This window comes from Silvimonas sp. (assembly GCF_031291215.1).
Lineage (GTDB): Bacteria > Pseudomonadota > Gammaproteobacteria > Burkholderiales > Chitinibacteraceae > Silvimonas > Silvimonas soli.
This window is the reverse complement of sequence record NZ_JARLJK010000122.1, coordinates 42,900-58,491: the sequence shown is the minus strand read 5'-3', so window position 1 is coordinate 58,491 and position 15,592 is coordinate 42,900. Positions and strand designations below refer to the sequence as shown.

General features: G+C 56.0%; 18 protein-coding genes. 4 read left to right on the top strand and 14 right to left on the bottom strand.

Going from position 1 to position 15,592, the window contains the following annotated elements:
• Positions 1 to 9 precede the first annotated feature (9 nt).
• From yjgA to P4L78_RS12955, 4 genes are read left to right on the top strand one after another with little or no spacing between them, the layout of a single operon-like run.
• Positions 10 to 582, top strand: coding sequence for a ribosome biogenesis factor YjgA (gene yjgA, locus P4L78_RS12970; RefSeq protein ID WP_283149952.1), 573 nt, complete (start codon positions 10 to 12; stop codon positions 580 to 582).
• Between the two features lies 1 nt (position 583).
• Positions 584 to 1,243: an HAD-IA family hydrolase gene (locus P4L78_RS12965; protein ID WP_309328451.1), complete on the top strand. Its 660-nt coding sequence runs from the start codon at positions 584 to 586 to the stop codon at positions 1,241 to 1,243.
• The gene (mog, locus tag P4L78_RS12960) at positions 1,240 to 1,815 is read left to right on the top strand and encodes a molybdopterin adenylyltransferase (RefSeq protein ID WP_309328450.1); all 576 of its coding nucleotides are present in this window, start codon (positions 1,240 to 1,242) and stop codon (positions 1,813 to 1,815) included. Before P4L78_RS12965 ends, mog begins: the two co-directional genes overlap by 4 nt.
• 42 nt (positions 1,816 to 1,857) lie before the next feature.
• Positions 1,858 to 2,547, top strand: a complete 690-nt coding sequence (locus P4L78_RS12955) for an alpha/beta fold hydrolase (RefSeq protein WP_309328449.1) — start codon at positions 1,858 to 1,860, stop codon at positions 2,545 to 2,547.
• Positions 2,548 to 2,631: 84 nt separating this feature from the next.
• Here the strand turns inward: P4L78_RS12955 and P4L78_RS12950 are convergent, their stop codons facing one another.
• The 14 genes from P4L78_RS12950 to P4L78_RS12885 form a co-directional block, all read right to left on the bottom strand.
• A complete protein-coding gene (locus P4L78_RS12950) occupies positions 2,632 to 4,302 on the bottom strand; it encodes a hypothetical protein (RefSeq protein WP_309328448.1) in 1,671 nt (556 codons plus the stop codon).
• Between the two features lie 66 nt (positions 4,303 to 4,368).
• Entirely contained in the window at positions 4,369 to 4,737 is a 369-nt protein-coding gene (locus P4L78_RS12945; protein WP_283149957.1) for an STAS/SEC14 domain-containing protein, read from the bottom strand.
• Between the two features lie 91 nt (positions 4,738 to 4,828).
• Positions 4,829 to 5,599, bottom strand: a complete 771-nt coding sequence (locus tag P4L78_RS12940; protein WP_283149958.1) for a pyridoxine 5'-phosphate synthase — start codon at positions 5,597 to 5,599, stop codon at positions 4,829 to 4,831.
• A gap of 188 nt (positions 5,600 to 5,787) precedes the next feature.
• Positions 5,788 to 6,564: a DNA repair protein RecO gene (gene recO / locus P4L78_RS12935; protein ID WP_283149959.1), complete on the bottom strand. Its 777-nt coding sequence runs from the start codon at positions 6,562 to 6,564 to the stop codon at positions 5,788 to 5,790.
• 29 nt (positions 6,565 to 6,593) lie between these two features.
• Positions 6,594 to 7,529: a GTPase Era gene (era, locus tag P4L78_RS12930; RefSeq protein WP_283149960.1), complete on the bottom strand. Its 936-nt coding sequence runs from the start codon at positions 7,527 to 7,529 to the stop codon at positions 6,594 to 6,596.
• A 45-nt stretch (positions 7,530 to 7,574) separates the two neighbouring features.
• Entirely contained in the window at positions 7,575 to 8,285 is a 711-nt protein-coding gene (gene rnc, locus P4L78_RS12925; protein ID WP_283149961.1) for a ribonuclease III, read from the bottom strand.
• 3 nt (positions 8,286 to 8,288) lie between these two features.
• On the bottom strand, positions 8,289 to 8,657 hold the full coding sequence (locus tag P4L78_RS12920) for a DUF4845 domain-containing protein (RefSeq protein WP_283149962.1): 369 nt from the start codon (positions 8,655 to 8,657) through the stop codon (positions 8,289 to 8,291).
• 81 nt (positions 8,658 to 8,738) lie between these two features.
• Complete coding sequence (gene lepB, locus P4L78_RS12915) at positions 8,739 to 9,701, bottom strand: signal peptidase I (RefSeq protein WP_283149963.1); 963 nt, start codon at positions 9,699 to 9,701, stop codon at positions 8,739 to 8,741.
• 60 nt (positions 9,702 to 9,761) lie between these two features.
• Entirely contained in the window at positions 9,762 to 11,555 is a 1,794-nt protein-coding gene (lepA, locus tag P4L78_RS12910; protein ID WP_309328447.1) for a translation elongation factor 4, read from the bottom strand.
• Positions 11,556 to 11,728: 173 nt separating this feature from the next.
• A complete protein-coding gene (locus P4L78_RS12905) occupies positions 11,729 to 11,989 on the bottom strand; it encodes a glutaredoxin family protein (RefSeq protein ID WP_405051551.1) in 261 nt (86 codons plus the stop codon).
• A 5-nt stretch (positions 11,990 to 11,994) separates the two neighbouring features.
• Positions 11,995 to 13,434 (bottom strand): DegQ family serine endoprotease, encoded by a 1,440-nt coding sequence (locus P4L78_RS12900; protein ID WP_309328446.1) that lies wholly within the window; start codon positions 13,432 to 13,434, stop codon positions 11,995 to 11,997.
• 67 nt (positions 13,435 to 13,501) lie between these two features.
• A complete protein-coding gene (locus P4L78_RS12895; protein WP_283149966.1) occupies positions 13,502 to 13,993 on the bottom strand; it encodes a SoxR reducing system RseC family protein in 492 nt (163 codons plus the stop codon).
• A 41-nt stretch (positions 13,994 to 14,034) separates the two neighbouring features.
• On the bottom strand, positions 14,035 to 15,036 hold the full coding sequence (locus P4L78_RS12890) for a MucB/RseB C-terminal domain-containing protein (protein ID WP_283149967.1): 1,002 nt from the start codon (positions 15,034 to 15,036) through the stop codon (positions 14,035 to 14,037).
• Complete coding sequence (locus P4L78_RS12885; protein ID WP_309328445.1) at positions 15,036 to 15,548, bottom strand: sigma-E factor negative regulatory protein; 513 nt, start codon at positions 15,546 to 15,548, stop codon at positions 15,036 to 15,038. The genes P4L78_RS12890 and P4L78_RS12885 overlap by 1 nt, the downstream gene beginning before the upstream one ends.
• Between the last annotated feature and the right edge of the window lie 44 nt (positions 15,549 to 15,592).

Genomic DNA, 15,592 nt, shown 5'->3' with positions numbered 1-15,592 from the left:
GCCCCAAACATGGCAAACAACGAATCTATCGACCAGCACGACGACGACGTCGAACTGGCCAGCAAATCGCAGATGAAGCGCGAGGCGACCGCACTGCAGGATCTGGGCGGACAATTGCTGCCACTGGACATGAAACTGATCCAGACCTTGGGCCTGCCCGACCGCCTGGTTGAGGCGATCCGCGAGTTCAAGCGCCTGAAGGCAAACGGCGCGATTGCGCGGCAAAAACAGTTCATTGGTAAATTGATGCGCGATGTCGATCCGGCACCAATCCACGCTTTGCTGGCACGCGTCTCCGGGCAATCTGACACGCACAATGCGTGGCTGCACAAGCTGGAGCGCCTGCGCGACAAAATGCTGGAAGACCCGAAAGCGGTAGAAACTTTTGTGGCCGACTACCCTGACGTCAATGTCCAGCAATTGCGCCAGCTGATTCGCAATACCTTGCGTGAACGCGAACTGCAAAAACCGCCGAAATCTTTCCGCGAATTGTTCCAGCTGCTCAAGCAACATATTCAGGAACCTACTGTGCCAAGCGTGGAATCGTTGATGCCACCTGCGGACGAAGACGAGGAAGCCTGATATGACATGGCGCGTCGAGTGCGAGGCATTTCTGTTTGACATGGATGGCACGCTGGTCGATTCCACCCCGCTGATCGAGCGCATCTGGCGCGGCTGGGCGGCGCGGCGGGATATCGACGTAGATTATCTGTTGCAACACATACACGGTCGGCGCGGCGTAGAAACCATCCGCCTGGTAGCACCACATCTGGATGCCGAATCGGAAGTGCGTGAATTGCTGGCCGAGGAAATGGCTGACATGACGGGTGTAACGGCCATTCCTGGCGCAGCAGACTTCGTGGCGCGACTGCACCCGGCGCAATGGGCCATCGTGACCTCTGCGCCGCGTGACATTGCATTGGCCAAGCTACGGGTTGCCGGTGTGCCGCACCCACAGTGGATCATCGCTGCGGACGATGTAGACATTGGCAAACCGCATCCGGAGCCCTATCTGAAGGGCGCTGCTCTGCTGGGCAAGCATCCGGCGCAATGTGTCGCCTTTGAAGACGCCGAAAGTGGCATTCACTCCGCCCACCAGGCAGGCATGCCGGTCGTGGTCATCACCCACGCCGCCGGTGCCGATACGACCGGCTTGGCCAGCGTGCAGATCGGCCATTACAACGAGCTGCAACTGAGCCACGCCAACGGGCAATTACAACTGGCTCGGGAGCGCGTGGCATGAGTTTTCGCATTGGACTGGTTTCGGTGTCGGATCGGGCCTCGCAAGGCGTCTACGAAGACAAAGGAATCCCGGCACTCCAGGAGTGGCTGGCCAGCGCGGTCACCACTCCGTTTGAAATCGTCGACCGTTTGATCGCCGACGAACAAGCGCTGATTGAAGCCACACTGATCGAACTGGTGGACGTGGAGCAGTGCGACCTGGTGCTGACCACCGGCGGCACCGGCCCAGCGCTGCGTGACGTTACGCCCGATGCCACGCTGGCGGTGGCTGACCGGGAGATGCCTGGCTTTGGCGAACAAATGCGCCAGATCAGCCTCAAGTTTGTGCCAACTGCCATTTTGTCGCGTCAGGTGGGCGTGATCCGCAAGCGCTGCCTGATTCTCAATTTGCCTGGGCAACCCAAATCGATCCGCGAAACGCTGGAAGGCCTGAAAGACGGGCTGGGGCATATTATTGTGCCGGGCATTTTTGCCGCCGTGCCGTATTGCATCCAGTTGCTGGAAGGGCCGTACATAGAGACCGACCCGGAAGTGGTCGCAGCCTTTCGCCCCAAATCGGCGATCAAGCCGTAGAACTGGTCAAGATATGCTCAAGGTAATACAAGGACTCATCGCGTGACTGCTACCACCACACCTTCCCCGCTGCTCGACACCATTGAAGTGGAAACCGGCGACAACCCGACCGCAGCGGTGATCTGGATGCACGGCCTCGGTGCCGACGGCTCCGATTTCGTTGGCATGGTGCCGGAACTAGGCCTGCCAGAGTCGCTGGCGGTGCGCTTTGTGTTTCCGCATGCCCGCTTTATGCCGATCACCTGCAATAACGGCTACACCATGCGGGCGTGGTACGACATTCTGTATTTTGACGAGATCAACCGGCATGCCGATGAAGCGGGCATCAAACAATCGCTGGCCGACGTGGATGCGCTGATCAAAGACCAGAATGCTCGTGGTATTCCGACTGAGCGGATCGTGCTGGCTGGATTCTCGCAGGGTGGGGCAATTGCCTACACCGCTGGGCTGACTTACCCGCAACGGCTGGCAGGCATTGTGGCGCTCTCAACCTACTGGCCCTCCCCGGCTCTGATCGAGCAAAATCGTGGAGCTGCCAATCAGCAGACTCCGGTGTGGGCTGCGCACGGCACCGGCGACCCGGTCGTGCCATTCGCCTTGGGTGAACGCGCGAAAACCGCAACCGAGCAATTGGGCAACCCGGTGCAATGGCATCATTGGCCAATGCAGCATTCTGTTTGCCTGCCGGAGATTCAAGGCATCGGCAAATTTCTGCAGTCCGTATTGGCCTGATCACCGGCCAGCACAATAAAAAAGGCTCTGCCATAACGGCAAAGCCTTTTTTATTGCCAGTAACCAGCCTGATCCCGGCCTGGCTTAGTGCTTCTGCGCCACCACTTGTACTGTCACCCAGGTCCAGTCGATGCCTTTATCGAGGATGGCACCCAGCGTTACCGTGAAATGACGTTCGCGCGCCTGCACTTCGTAGATACGGTCACTGTCGTAATCGGCGGAGTACATCAGCAAGGTATTGACGCTGACGCCATCGACTTCATGCGGCAAATACAGCGCCGAATTCTGGGAATGCAAAATTGCCCCGTCAAACGCATCAAACTCGGTAACTTCCAGCGCACGCGGTTTGAGAGATGCGGTATTGCTCTGGATGCTGACGGCCACAGGCGTGCCGCTCAGTAGTTGCACACCGGTATAGACCTGCAACTCGTTCACGCGCGACAACCGCCGTACCACGCAAACCTTCCAGGTATCTTCCTGACCAATGCGCATGCCCAGCAGCACGCCTGGCCTGACCCATTCGGCACCTTCGGCCTCCAGCGTGGCTCCGAAGCCGCCTTCAGATTCGTTTTCGATACGCCAGCTTTGCCAATCGGCTTGCTCGGTACGCTGCACCACCTGCGGCGTCTGGGCCTGACGCGCCCGCGTACGCGACGAGACAAAACCGTAGAGCCGCATATCCATGATTTCATCGTCATCAACGATGGGTTTGGTTTCAGCGGGCTGGCGCGAGAACTTGTCGTTATCTACCCGCACATGGCGAAACAGCCGATCCAGCCCGCTGACCACATGCGCTTCTTTGCTGACGGCATGGCGGTCGCTACGCGAGATCTGTGCGTTGCGGATCGACATGCTCCAGAACACGTCCAGATGCTTGAGCAACTCCAGGCAAGCCGGAGCACGACAGTCGTTGCCCAGACCCAGCGTTTGCGGCGCTGCACCAGCCTCCAGCTTGCTGATCAAGGCTTGCACTTCGTTGAGCAGCTCAAAAATGCCCCAGTAACGATATGGATCGCCGCGACTGTCTTCAGCAATTTTTTCCGGTCCCTGCTTGCCGCTCAGGTTCACGCAGAAATGGTGGTGGTCTGGTTGAAAACGCCGCGCCAGCAAAACATTGCGCGACCATTTATCCAGCCATTGATCGGTCCAGTCCAGTTGACGCACCGACAGATTGTTGGAGGCCACCGTGTTGAGCATCAACAACTGGATGTATTCGTCGGCGCAAGAACTGACTTCCGCACCGTGATGGGGATAGAGCGGGAACGGATTACAGTCAAAACCGTCGATTTCCGAGAGCCGATACATGCTGTGGGCCTGAGTCCACAACTGCGGCGGCACCCGGTCAAAGCGGAAATAATGCCACTTGGCCAGTATCGCCACGTAATGCAGGCTGCGCGCCAGTACCAGCGGCATCAGCGCGTCCCAGGCTTGCTTCTCCGCATCGGCCGCTTCCACTTTGGCAAAGCGCTGATACGCCGCCACCATGGAATTGGCCAGCCCGGTGATATCACGCCACAGTTTTTGCTCAATCTCTTTGGGCATACGCGGGTTGGAAACGTATTGATAACGAATCCGCTCAAAGCCAACCTGCACACCGTTGTCGATCTTGATGAGTGCTTCAAGCAATTCCGGCACCGGTTTGCGCTGGCTGGTGAGGAATTCATCCACCACCGCAGCCACTTTGTCGCGCTGGGCTTGTGGATCGGCAAGCTCAAGTTTGTTACACCACGCCGTAAGCTGACGCGGGTTGTCCAACGGGGATGCATCCTTGGAAAAAAGGCTGTTGAGAAAAGCTCTCATGGTTATCCTGTTCTTTGCCGTCTACGCGGCAGCCCCTTGTGTGCCATCTGCCAGCAGCCAGCCTTTGGCTTCGTCCAGCGAGTCAAAAATTTCGATCTTTGCATCCGAAAACAACTGGTTCAACCAGGCCGACCAGGTAATCCACTGATCGTCGGTCACCACCGCAACTTTGCCGAAATCCTTGCTGTGGGCGCGGGCGAATTTGTATTCTTCCACGGCCATATCCAGCGTGTAGCGCATCATACCTGTGAAGTCGAACAACAAATTGGGTTTGCCTTCAAAGTTGATTTTGTAACGCACATCATCTTCGAACTGCCGGAAGTCATGCACGGTAAATTCGTTGAAAACCGCAACCGAAACATAACCAGGCTCATGAGTGATGGTAATCATGGCATCCCCTTATTTGTTGACTGATTGGTTGAAATCCTGTGCCAGCGCCATTGGCTTGCAACGCTACATTGCCAGATCACAGAATGCGCGCTTAGTTCTCGTCATCCTCAGGAATATCTCGCCGACCGGGCAAGCGTGAGCGGATCATCAGCATTTTCATTTCGCGCACCGCCGCTGGCAAACCGACGATCAGTGCCTGCGCAATAATGGCATGCCCAATGTTCAGTTCTTCAATTTGCGGGATCGCTGCAATGGGCTCGACGTTATGATAATTCAATCCATGCCCCGCGCTCACAGCCAAGCCAAGGTTGGCGGCATATTCAGCGGCAACCTTGATGCGGGCGTATTCGGTTTCGCGGGCGCGCCGGTCTTTGGCCAGGGCATAGCGCCCGGTATCCAGCTCAATAGCTTGAGCGCCCATAGACTGAGTCAGACGGATCTGTTCAAAGTCCGGTGCCAGCAGCACTGACACCCGAATGCCCGATGCAGCCAGCTTTTTGATGTATTCGCCAACTTCGGCGCGATTGCCGCGCACATCCAGACCATGCGTGCTGTTATGGCCTTCCCCATCGGTAGGTACAAGGCAGACATCTTGCGGCGCGACACCCAAAGTGAAGTCGAGCAACGCCGGATTCAGCGCCATTTGCAGATTCAGGCGCGTCTGCAGCAGGGCCTTGATAAAACGGACATCCTCATCGCCCACATGACGACGGTCTTCGCGCAAATGCAAAGTAATATGATCCGCCCCTGCTTGCTCCGCCACTTGAGCGGCAAAAACAGGGCTTGGATAACGCGCATCGCGAGCATTTCGCAACGTCGCCACGTGATCGATATTGACACCCAGCGCAAGATCACCAGCCATAAACAAAGCTCTCCGCAGTATTTCGATTCAGTACATCAATTTATATCGGCACCACCAGCAACATCATGATCAAGATCGTCCTCGATTATGAGAAAAACGGATGCCGCTGACACTTTCATCATAAGACACCAGTTGCTCCGGCCCAAGCTCGATACAAATAACCCGCAGGTTACGGTGCCGAATGTCTCTTACAAGCGCTGCAGATCCAGCAAGAGCTGGCGGGTATGCAATGGCGTATCACCCAACGCCGCAGCGAGTGCCTGACGCATCAACAATTTGGTTTGCGCCAGCGCACGCTCGTCATCGAGTTTGCCCTGACGCAATGCCAACAATACTTCGCCATCCAGCCGGCCACCCTGCCCGCCCGCGTCGACCAGGCCCTGGTTCGCGATGTAGTCATAACTGCGCCCAGCGGCGATGGGCGCACCTTGAATATCGCGTTCCAGCTCCAGCCCGTACCCCAGCTCCGCCAACAGCGCCAGCTCAAAGCCCCGCAAGATGGGTTCAACCTCGCTACCAGCTGCCGAAGGCAACGCTGCCAGTTGCCGAATCGCCTCAAAGTAAGCGGCGAACAGCGCTGGTTGGGGCTCCTCGCGCGGCATCAGCCGGACTAGCAATTCGTTCAGATAAAACCCGCACAGCAAAGGCAAACCGGTCGGCTGGGCGATACCACCTTGCCAATCGGCCGCGTGCAGCGTCTTGACGTCGCCACCACCAAACCAGGAAATCAGCAGCGGCTGAAACGCCAATAACGCACCACGCAATTGCGACCCGGCACGCTGGGCACCACGCGCGACGATGGAAATCCGCCCGTGATCCCGTGAGAATACCTCCAGCAAGCGGCTGGTTTCACGCCAGGCATACTGATGCAGGATAAACGCGGGCTGCGCGTCGACGCGCGGTTGGGACTTACCGCCGCGAGAACGCTTTACCGCTGAAGAAGAATTAGTCGAGCGACTTGCCAAGCAAGCGCCCCGAGAGTCTGCACATAGACTTATTCGAATCCTTGTTGACGCAGAACACGCGTGTCGTCAGCCCAGCCGCTTTTGACCTTGACCCACACTTCCAGGTAAACCTTGGCGTCAAACAGTTTTTCCATGTCCTGGCGCGATTCGGTACCGATTCGCTTGAGCTTCTCGCCGTTTTTGCCGATCAGAATGGCTTTCTGGCTGTCGCGATCAACCAGCACCGCTGCGTAGATACGGTACAGCGGGCGGCCATCACGCATGGTTTCTTCGTCGAATTTCTCGATTTCCACGGTCATGGCATAAGGCAGTTCATCGCCGAGTGCGCGGAACAGCTTTTCGCGGACGATTTCTGCGGCCAAAAAGCGCGAATTGCGGTCGGTGATATGGTCTTCCGGATACAGCGGAATCGACTCCGGCAGCAGTGGTTGTACCGTCTTGAGCAACACGTCCAGTTGCTGGCCCTTGAGTGCAGAGACCGGCACGATGGCATGGAAGTTGAACTGGTCTGCCACTTTCTGAATAAACGGCAGCACTTCGTTCTTTTGCGTCAACTGGTCAATCTTGGTAATCACCAGCAATACCGGACGATTTTTGGGCAGCAGCTTGAGCACCGCTTCGTCCGCCGGGCCATACTGACCGGCCTCGATCAGAAACAACACGCAATCCACATCCGCCAGCGTCGTGGTGACGTTACGGTTCATCGCCTCGTTCAAGGCATTTTTGTGGCGGGTCTGAAAGCCCGGTGTATCGACAAACACAAACTGCGCTTCTTCACTGGTGTAAACCCCGGTGATGCGATGGCGAGTCGTTTGTGCCTTGCGCGAAGTAATGCTGATCTTCTGGCCAATCAGGTGATTCATGAGTGTGGATTTGCCCACATTCGGGCGGCCAACAATGGCCACAAAACCACAACGGAAGCCGTTGGCAACATCGCCCGCGACAGTAATTTCGGAATCAGCCATGACAGGCTCCAGGCAAGTAAAACAATTTCGTAAACGGCGGGAGGATCAAGCGCGCTTGGGGGCCTTACCCGGGTATTTCTCTTTCAGCATACCCAAGGCTTCGCCCGCGGCAAGCTGTTCCGCAGCGCGGCGGCTCGGTCCGAGCGCAGAGGTGGTGACTTTGAGGGCCGGTACGCTGCAGGAAATCTCGAATACCAGATTAGGCGATTCGCCTTCCTGGCGCACCACCTCATAAACAGGCAACGCGTGATGGCGCGCCTGCAACCACTCTTGCAGTGCGGTTTTGGGGTCTTTCAGCGCGCGCGATGGATCAATCGCTTCGATGCGGGGAACAAACAAACGCTCGATCATGCCTTGAGCGGCTTCAAAACCGCCATCAAGCCACGCCGCACCAAAAATGGCTTCAAGCGCATCGGCAAGAATCGACGGACGGCGATGTCCACCACTTTTCAGTTCGCCCTCGCCCAGCCACAGGTAGTCGCCAATATTGAGTTCACTGGCCACGTCAGCCAGCGACTCTTGCCGCACCAGGCTGGCGCGCAGTCGCGATAACTCACCTTCGTTCAGTTTCGGGAAGTGATTGAACAGTGCCCGACCTACAACCGCATTGAGAATGGCGTCGCCGACAAACTCAAGACGTTCGTTATGCGTGGAAGCAAAGCTGCGATGGGTCAACGCCTGTTTGATGAGGCGTGCGTCAGAAAAAACATAACCGAGCGCCTTTTGCAGGCGCTCGGGAGGTAACACAATGGACACGGTTTATTGCCCTGACTGTGATGCGCTGGATTTTTCAGCATCAAATGCAAACAGCAAACTGGCATTCCCCATTAGCGGCACAACACGTTCATAACTCGCGCTGATTGTTGTTACGCCACCGGACTGCACGATCACCAGATCTTGTGGTTTGACCGAATCAGTATCGTTGATTTGCGCGTGCTTGCTGTACGAAGCGCGAATCTGTTCAGGCGTTGAACCTGCTTCTTCCTTCACCAAAGTGGCGAGGGTTTTCTGAATATTGAAGTATTCAACCCAAGCCGGAATGACCTTGAAAAAGGTCACCGCTGCCGCGCCCACAACCATGGCGATAATGATAAATCCAATAAAAGACAACCCGCTTTGCTTGCGCATTTTTAATCCCCTTATTGCCCCCGGATCATATTGCCCGGTTGGCTTGCTCATGCGGCAATGGTGCCGTGATGACACGATGACTTAGCGGATGAAAGTGCCAATCCGGCCAAGCTGTTTCAGGTTGAACCAGACCAGGAACGCTTTACCTACCACGTATTTGTCCGGAACAAAGCCCCAATAACGGCTATCTGCAGAATGATCGCGGTTATCACCCATCATGAAGTAATAACCTTCAGGCACCTTGCAGCTAAAACCTTCGTCATCATAACGGCAGTTTTCGCGATACGGAAAGTCACGCACCTCCGAAAGCATCGCGTATGGCGGATTATCAACGGATTGCAGGGTGTTATAGGTATGCGTACCTTGTTTTTCGGTGAATTGCTTGTTGCGTTCCAGGCGCACACCGTCTTCCACGTAATCCAGGTTACCGGCATCTTCGGTCGGCACTGGCTGGCCATTAATGGTCAATTGCTTGTGGCGATATTCCACCGTATCACCGGGCAAGCCGATGGTGCGCTTGATGTAATTGATGGACGGATTTTCTGGATAGTTGAATACCATCACATCGCCGTGCTGTGGTTTGCCGACTGGCATAAACACGTTATTCAGCACTGGTACCCGCAAGCCATAAGAGAACTTGTTGACGACGATAAAGTCGCCGACTACCAAGCCGGGGCGCATTGATGAAGACGGAATCTGATATGGCTCGATCACGAAAGAGCGCAGTACAAACACAGCCAGAATCACCGGGAAAAACCCGCGTCCGTATTCGACCCAATCCGCAACCGGTTTGTCGCCGCGTTTTTTGCCCCAGACCAGCTTGTCCATTACCCACACAATGCCGGTCACCAATACAAATACCAGCATCGCTGCGGCGATGGAGAAATATTGCACCAGCAGGATAAATACACCGACGATGGCAAACAAATAGCCGTATTGCACCAGTTGCGGTGCCTCTGGACCATGACGTTCTTGTTTGTTGCCCAGCGCGATCATGACCGGGCCGAGCAAGGTAATCACGATGCCAATCAGAAGCCAGTTCATCAGAAACCTTGTTATGTGGTGGATTGGAACAAAACAGCCAGAGCTTTACGCGGCACGTGCTTACTTGTCGCTAACCTGCAGAATCGCCAGGAAGGCTTCTTGCGGAATCTCGACATTGCCCACTTGGTTCATGCGCTTTTTACCTGCTTTCTGTTTCTCGAGCAGCTTTTTCTTACGGGTAATATCGCCGCCATAACACTTGGCCAGCACATCTTTACGCATGGCCTTGACGGTTTCCCGGGCAATAATATGCGCGCCAATTGCCGCCTGAATGGCAATATCGAACATCTGGCGCGGAATGAGTTCCCGCATTTTGGAAACAAGTTCGCGGCCGCGATAAACCGAACTGGCGCGGTGCACAATCAAACTCAACGCATCCACCCGCTCGCCGTTGACCAGGACGTCGAGCTTGACCAGATCATCCGCACGGAATTCTTTGAAGTCGTAATCGAGTGAGGCATAACCACGCGACACCGATTTGAGCTTATCAAAGAAGTCCATCACCACTTCAGCCATCGGCATATCGTAGGTCAGCATGACCTGACGACCCATGTATTGCATGTTGCGTTGTGCGCCGCGCTTCTGGTTACACAGCGTCATCACGTTACCGACATAGTCCTGCGGCACCAGGATGGTCGCAGTAATGATCGGTTCGCGGATTTCTTCAACTTTGCCCGGGTCCGGCAACTTGGACGGGTTCTCGATCTCGATCACTTCACCGTCTTTAAGCACCACTTCATACACTACCGTCGGTGCAGTAGTGATGAGGTCCATGTCGAATTCACGCTCAAGCCGTTCCTGCACGATTTCCAGGTGCAACAACCCGAGGAAACCACAGCGAAAACCAAAGCCCAGCGCTTGCGAGACTTCCGGCTCAAAGTGCAGCGAAGCGTCATTCAGTTGCAGTTTTTCCAGCGATTCGCGCAATGATTCAAAGTCATGGCTTTCTACCGGATACAGACCGGCAAACACCTGCGATTTGACTTCCTTGAAGCCAGGCAAAGCCTCGGTGGCGGGTGTTTTGACCAGCGTAATCGTGTCACCGACCTTGGCGCTGGCCAGTTCTTTGATGCCGGCAATCACAAAGCCTACTTCACCGGCGCGCAGTGCATCGCGCTGTACCGACTTGGGCGTGAACACACCCACCTGCTCGCACAAATGCTGTGCCTTGCTCGACATGAACAGGATTTTGTCTTTGGGGCGCAGTTCGCCGTCCACCACACGCACCAGCATGATCACGCCCACGTAGTTGTCGAACCACGAGTCAATGATCAGCGCCTTGAGCGCGCCATCCGGATTGCCGCGTGGGGCAGGAATTTTGGCTACTACTTCTTCCAGGATATCTTCAATGCCGATGCCGTTTTTGGCTGATGCACGCACCGCATCCACGGCGGCAATGCCGACGATGTCTTCGATTTCCTGAATCACGCGCTCAGGTTCAGCGGCTGGCAGATCAATTTTGTTCAGCACGGCAACCACTTCCACACCTTGCTCGATGGCGGTGTAGCAGTTGGCCACAGTCTGGGCTTCAACGCCTTGTGAGGCATCGACCACCAGCAGCGCGCCTTCACACGCCGCCAGAGAACGGCTGACTTCATACGAGAAGTCAACGTGCCCCGGGGTGTCGATCAGGTTCAGGTTGTATACCTGACCATCGCGGGCCTTGTATTGCAACGCTGCGGTCTGGGCCTTGATGGTAATGCCGCGTTCTTTTTCGATATCCATCGAGTCGAGCACTTGCTCAGACATTTCGCGAGCATCCAGACCACCACAGAACTGGATGAAGCGGTCTGCAAGGGTCGATTTACCGTGGTCGATATGCGCGATGATGGAGAAATTACGAATGTGGTTCATCTAGGGACTTGTTTACTGTAACTGGATAGGCGCCGGCCAAACCGCCGCCGCAACTGCAAAAAGGGGCACGCCATGCGTGCCCCTTGGCTAAAAACCGAATGATTGGGCGGGATTTTACCGGAAATCGCTGTTATGAACAAAAGCAGCGGCCCGGCGTCGTAAACCAGAGCCGATCATGCGTGCTGACACTTGGCCAGCCAGGCATCCAGCGCCTCGATATCCAGGTGGTAATGGCAGATTTCCTGGTCACCCGAATCAGCCAGCACCGGTACCAACTCACCGTAGCGCTCTTCCAGGTCGTCATTGTCGTCAATGTCGATCCAGTTCACGTGGAATCCGCGCTGGCGCGACAATTCGTCCAGTTGCTCACGCATATGCAGACAAAGACTGCAGTACTCGCGGCCGTACAAGCGCAATTGCATAGGCATATTCATCAGACTTATTTGTCCTTATCGGTTTTGTCTGTTTTATCGGGCGCTTTGATGGAGAAGAACAACGATCCATCCTGACGCAGCACGCGCAGCGCCACACTATCACCCGGCTTGAGCGCATCCAGTGCCTGGCGCAGTTGTGCTGCACTACTCAGATCGGTACCGCCGATTCCCGCAACGATGTCACCACCTTGCAGACCGGCACGAGCAGCAGCGCCAGTGGCACTTTGCACACCAACCCCATATTTGATACCGGCCTGCTTCAACTGGCGTGGGGCAAGTTCGACCAGCGACAAACCAAAGCGCCGAATGCTGCTTTCTTCTGCCGGCTTGGCTGACTTGTCGCCCGGCTTACCCGCGCCGCCATCGTCTTTCTGGTCCAGCACGCCAATCGTGAGCGTAACGTTGCGGGCGGCTTTATCGCGCCAGATTTGCAAAGTGGCTTGCGAGCCTGGTTTGCTGGCGGTCACCAGCCGTGGCAGATCGCCGGTTTCTTCAATGGCTTGGCCGTTGTATTTGAGGACAATATCGCCCGGCTTGATTCCGGCTTTGGCGGCCGGGCCATCTTTATCCACCGCTGAAACCAATGCACCCTGCGCTTTGGGCAAACCAAAGCTCTTGGCCAGATCGTCATTCACCGACTGCACGGCTACACCAATGCGCCCGCGGGTGACTTTGCCATTGGCTTTGAGTTCGGCCACCACTTTCATGGCCTCGTTAATTGGAATGGAGAACGACAGCCCCATAAAACCGCCAGACTGGCTGTAAATCTGCGAGTTGATACCCACAACCTGGCCATCCATATTGAACAGCGGGCCGCCGGAATTACCCGGATTGATAGCGACATCAGTCTGGATAAACGGCGTCTGGTTTTCATCCAGCAACTTGCGGCCCGTGGCTGAGATAATCCCGGCGGTGACGGTGTTTTCAAAACCGAACGGCGAACCAATCGCGACGACCCACTCTCCGGCCTTCAGTTTGTCAGAATCGCCCAGATCCGCCTTGGGCAGATCAGTGGCATCAATCTTGAGCAAGGCGATGTCGGTGCGGGCATCCGAGCCCACTATCGTGGCCTTGTATTCTTTCTTGTTGGTGAGGGTGACTTTGATGGTGTCCGCTTGTGCGACCACGTGCGCGTTGGTCAACACGTAACCATTGGCATCAATGACAAACCCCGAACCCAGCGATTGGGCTGTGCGCTCCCGCGGTTGCTGGCCAGCCGACGGCGGCACGGGAAAACCAAAGCGCCGCAGCAAATTGAGTGTGTCTTCATCCATCTCCATTTGTGAGCTGGATTCACGCAAGGTGGAGGTTGTCGACACATTCACCACCGCCTTGCCTTCTTTTTCCACTAGTTGGGTAAAGTCGGGCAAGCCGGTCACGGCAGCTGAACTGATTGCGCTGCTCACAGCGATAACGCCTGTCACAAACAAAGTTTTCATTTGCATGGTTTGGTCACTGTTCAGGAACGGGACAGAAACAGACAGGCGTACTCGTCACAAGTTCGCAGCAGGCTTAGCGAGCACCGTCAGCGGTGGGTGTACTGCGATCACAGAATTTGATGGGCTTGGCGTCGGGCGCAACGCGTTCCAGTGTGGTTGGTTCAGCCAGGCTGGCGAGATTGCGGCGGCTGCGCAAAACCAGGAAACCGCCAACGAAACCGATGGCAGCACCGATAACCGCGCCCAGATCAGGCAATCCATAAGGTGCGACCAGACGCCCCACTCCGGCACCGATCATCAACGCCGCCAATGGCACACCGTATGCAGCCAGCGCACTCTTGAGCAGCATGCCGTCGGCAACACCGATACGGACTAAGTCGCCCGGTTTGGCATCAACGGTATTGCGCACGCGAAACGCCTCTTTGGCGTTACCGAACATGCGGGTAATGGCCACCGACTTACAGCCGGTTTCCGGATCACAGTTGCCACATGGTGCATGCGGCTTGATGCGCACCCAGACATGCTCGCCTTCGCGACGAACGACTTGTGCTTCACTTTCAATCATGGATATCCCCTGTCACATCCCGCAATTATGACGCTTTGCGATTACTGTGACCCGGCTTTTTCGCCTTTGGGCGTATAAGCGTAGCTGAACGCCTGCACCGTTTCTGGCGGAACTTCGCCCAATACCGTCAACAAGTACGGCCCCGCTTGGCGCGCAAACACGGTGATCCCGGCTTGCTGGGCGATCCCCAATGGCGCAGAAGCATCAAATGGCTCGATAAATACCGAAAGCGTGACCAGACCGTCGCCATAAAGGTGATGAATCACCGGTTTGGGCTTGCCCGTCATCGGACGCTGCCCTACTTTCAGCAGGCGAAACCCGTTGGGCAGATTGTGAATATCCCAGCCGGTATCTTTAGGCAATGCGACCGGCCCGTTCGAGTCATCGACCGGTGCGGGTTTGACTGGATAAGTCGGCTTGAGCAAACGCCGGTCAATCGGACCGCCAATCTGCACTTGCGAGAACGCAAACACTTCGACCGGTTCACGCCGGATACCCAGCATGACTGATTTGAGCATCAAGCCGGTCTCAGGATGTACCCAGTAGCGATGCGGATAACGCAGTTTGTCGCGCGGCTCGAAATCGTAAATATTTGCATCTTGCCCGGCAACGCGTTCCTGACCGACAAATCGGACCTGATAGTTTACCAACACGTGGTCGGCATCATCCGGAAACTGGCGCGGAAAGAGTTTGGACGACTGGCGCCGGTCAATGGGAAAGACCTGGCCTCCAGGCAAATACAGGCTGACCTGGTTGCCCTGCCGGAAAAATTCGCGCGGCGGTCCATCCAGCGACTCACGTCGCTCGATATCGTTTCCGGAGGCGGCCTCATGAATAACCCGGAATGCCTCCATATTGTCGCCATGCTGATGGACATACACCCCCTGGAACGACACCGTCTTGGCGGCATTGGCAACACGCGCGACCAGTTGGGTAGCGTCTTGTTGGCTCAAGAGTTCGTTGGGGACGAGAGAGGCAGCCAGTAAACGTTGGCCTGCCAGGAATAAACTGCCGGCCAGGATCCAGCCCTTGGTCTTCATCATTATTTGGTCGGTTGCTTGGTCTCAAACGATGCATAAACAAGGTCACGCCCATCGATCGGGTTACCCGAATCTTCGTGGTGCGCGGCCAGATAGGCACGGAATTTGGAATCGGAATTGGCTACGTGTACGGCTTGTGGGGTAGCCATTGCGGCCATGTGCGGCACTGCTACGGCAGAACCGGTATATGCACCATGGAACGCTTGCCAGCCCACCACGCTCAGAAAAGCCACAGATGCCGCAGCCGAGAGCGGCGCCAGCGCACGGCGCATGAAGCGGCGACGGCGCGAACTGGCGGCTGGAGCAAACACCACGGGTTCTGCCGCCAGGCGATCACAGAAGGTCTTCATGAAATCGGGTGACAAAATGGGATGCTGCTGCATCACATCGCCAACCAGATGCCAGTCTTGCCAGTCGTCGCGCAGCGCCGGATCAGCGTGCAGTTGTGCCAAAACCTGGTCAAAGCGAGCAGGCTCGAGTTCTCCGTCGATCAACGCCGACAAATGCTCTTTCATGATTGCGTTACCCTCTAGTTGCCCAGTCAAACGGGCTTTGTGCT

What these genes read in the sequence shown, in the direction of transcription:
- P4L78_RS12905 (WP_405051551.1), bottom strand. Translation starts at nt 11,989, where the DNA reads ATGAATATGCCTATGCAATTGCGCTTGTACGGCCGCGAGTACTGCAGT.
- P4L78_RS12885 (WP_309328445.1), bottom strand. Translation starts at nt 15,548, where the DNA reads ATGAAAGAGCATTTGTCGGCGTTGATCGACGGAGAACTCGAGCCTGCT.
- P4L78_RS12920 (WP_283149962.1), bottom strand. Translation starts at nt 8,657, where the DNA reads ATGCGCAAGCAAAGCGGGTTGTCTTTTATTGGATTTATCATTATCGCC.
- era (WP_283149960.1), bottom strand. Translation starts at nt 7,529, where the DNA reads ATGGCTGATTCCGAAATTACTGTCGCGGGCGATGTTGCCAACGGCTTC.
- P4L78_RS12900 (WP_309328446.1), bottom strand. Translation starts at nt 13,434, where the DNA reads ATGCAAATGAAAACTTTGTTTGTGACAGGCGTTATCGCTGTGAGCAGC.
- yjgA (WP_283149952.1), top strand. Translation starts at nt 10, where the DNA reads ATGGCAAACAACGAATCTATCGACCAGCACGACGACGACGTCGAACTG.
- lepA (WP_309328447.1), bottom strand. Translation starts at nt 11,555, where the DNA reads ATGAACCACATTCGTAATTTCTCCATCATCGCGCATATCGACCACGGT.
- P4L78_RS12895 (WP_283149966.1), bottom strand. Translation starts at nt 13,993, where the DNA reads ATGATTGAAAGTGAAGCACAAGTCGTTCGTCGCGAAGGCGAGCATGTC.
- lepB (WP_283149963.1), bottom strand. Translation starts at nt 9,701, where the DNA reads ATGAACTGGCTTCTGATTGGCATCGTGATTACCTTGCTCGGCCCGGTC.
- P4L78_RS12965 (WP_309328451.1), top strand. Translation starts at nt 584, where the DNA reads ATGACATGGCGCGTCGAGTGCGAGGCATTTCTGTTTGACATGGATGGC.
- mog (WP_309328450.1), top strand. Translation starts at nt 1,240, where the DNA reads ATGAGTTTTCGCATTGGACTGGTTTCGGTGTCGGATCGGGCCTCGCAA.
- P4L78_RS12945 (WP_283149957.1), bottom strand. Translation starts at nt 4,737, where the DNA reads ATGATTACCATCACTCATGAGCCTGGTTATGTTTCGGTTGCGGTTTTC.
- P4L78_RS12940 (WP_283149958.1), bottom strand. Translation starts at nt 5,599, where the DNA reads ATGGCTGGTGATCTTGCGCTGGGTGTCAATATCGATCACGTGGCGACG.
- P4L78_RS12890 (WP_283149967.1), bottom strand. Translation starts at nt 15,036, where the DNA reads ATGATGAAGACCAAGGGCTGGATCCTGGCCGGCAGTTTATTCCTGGCA.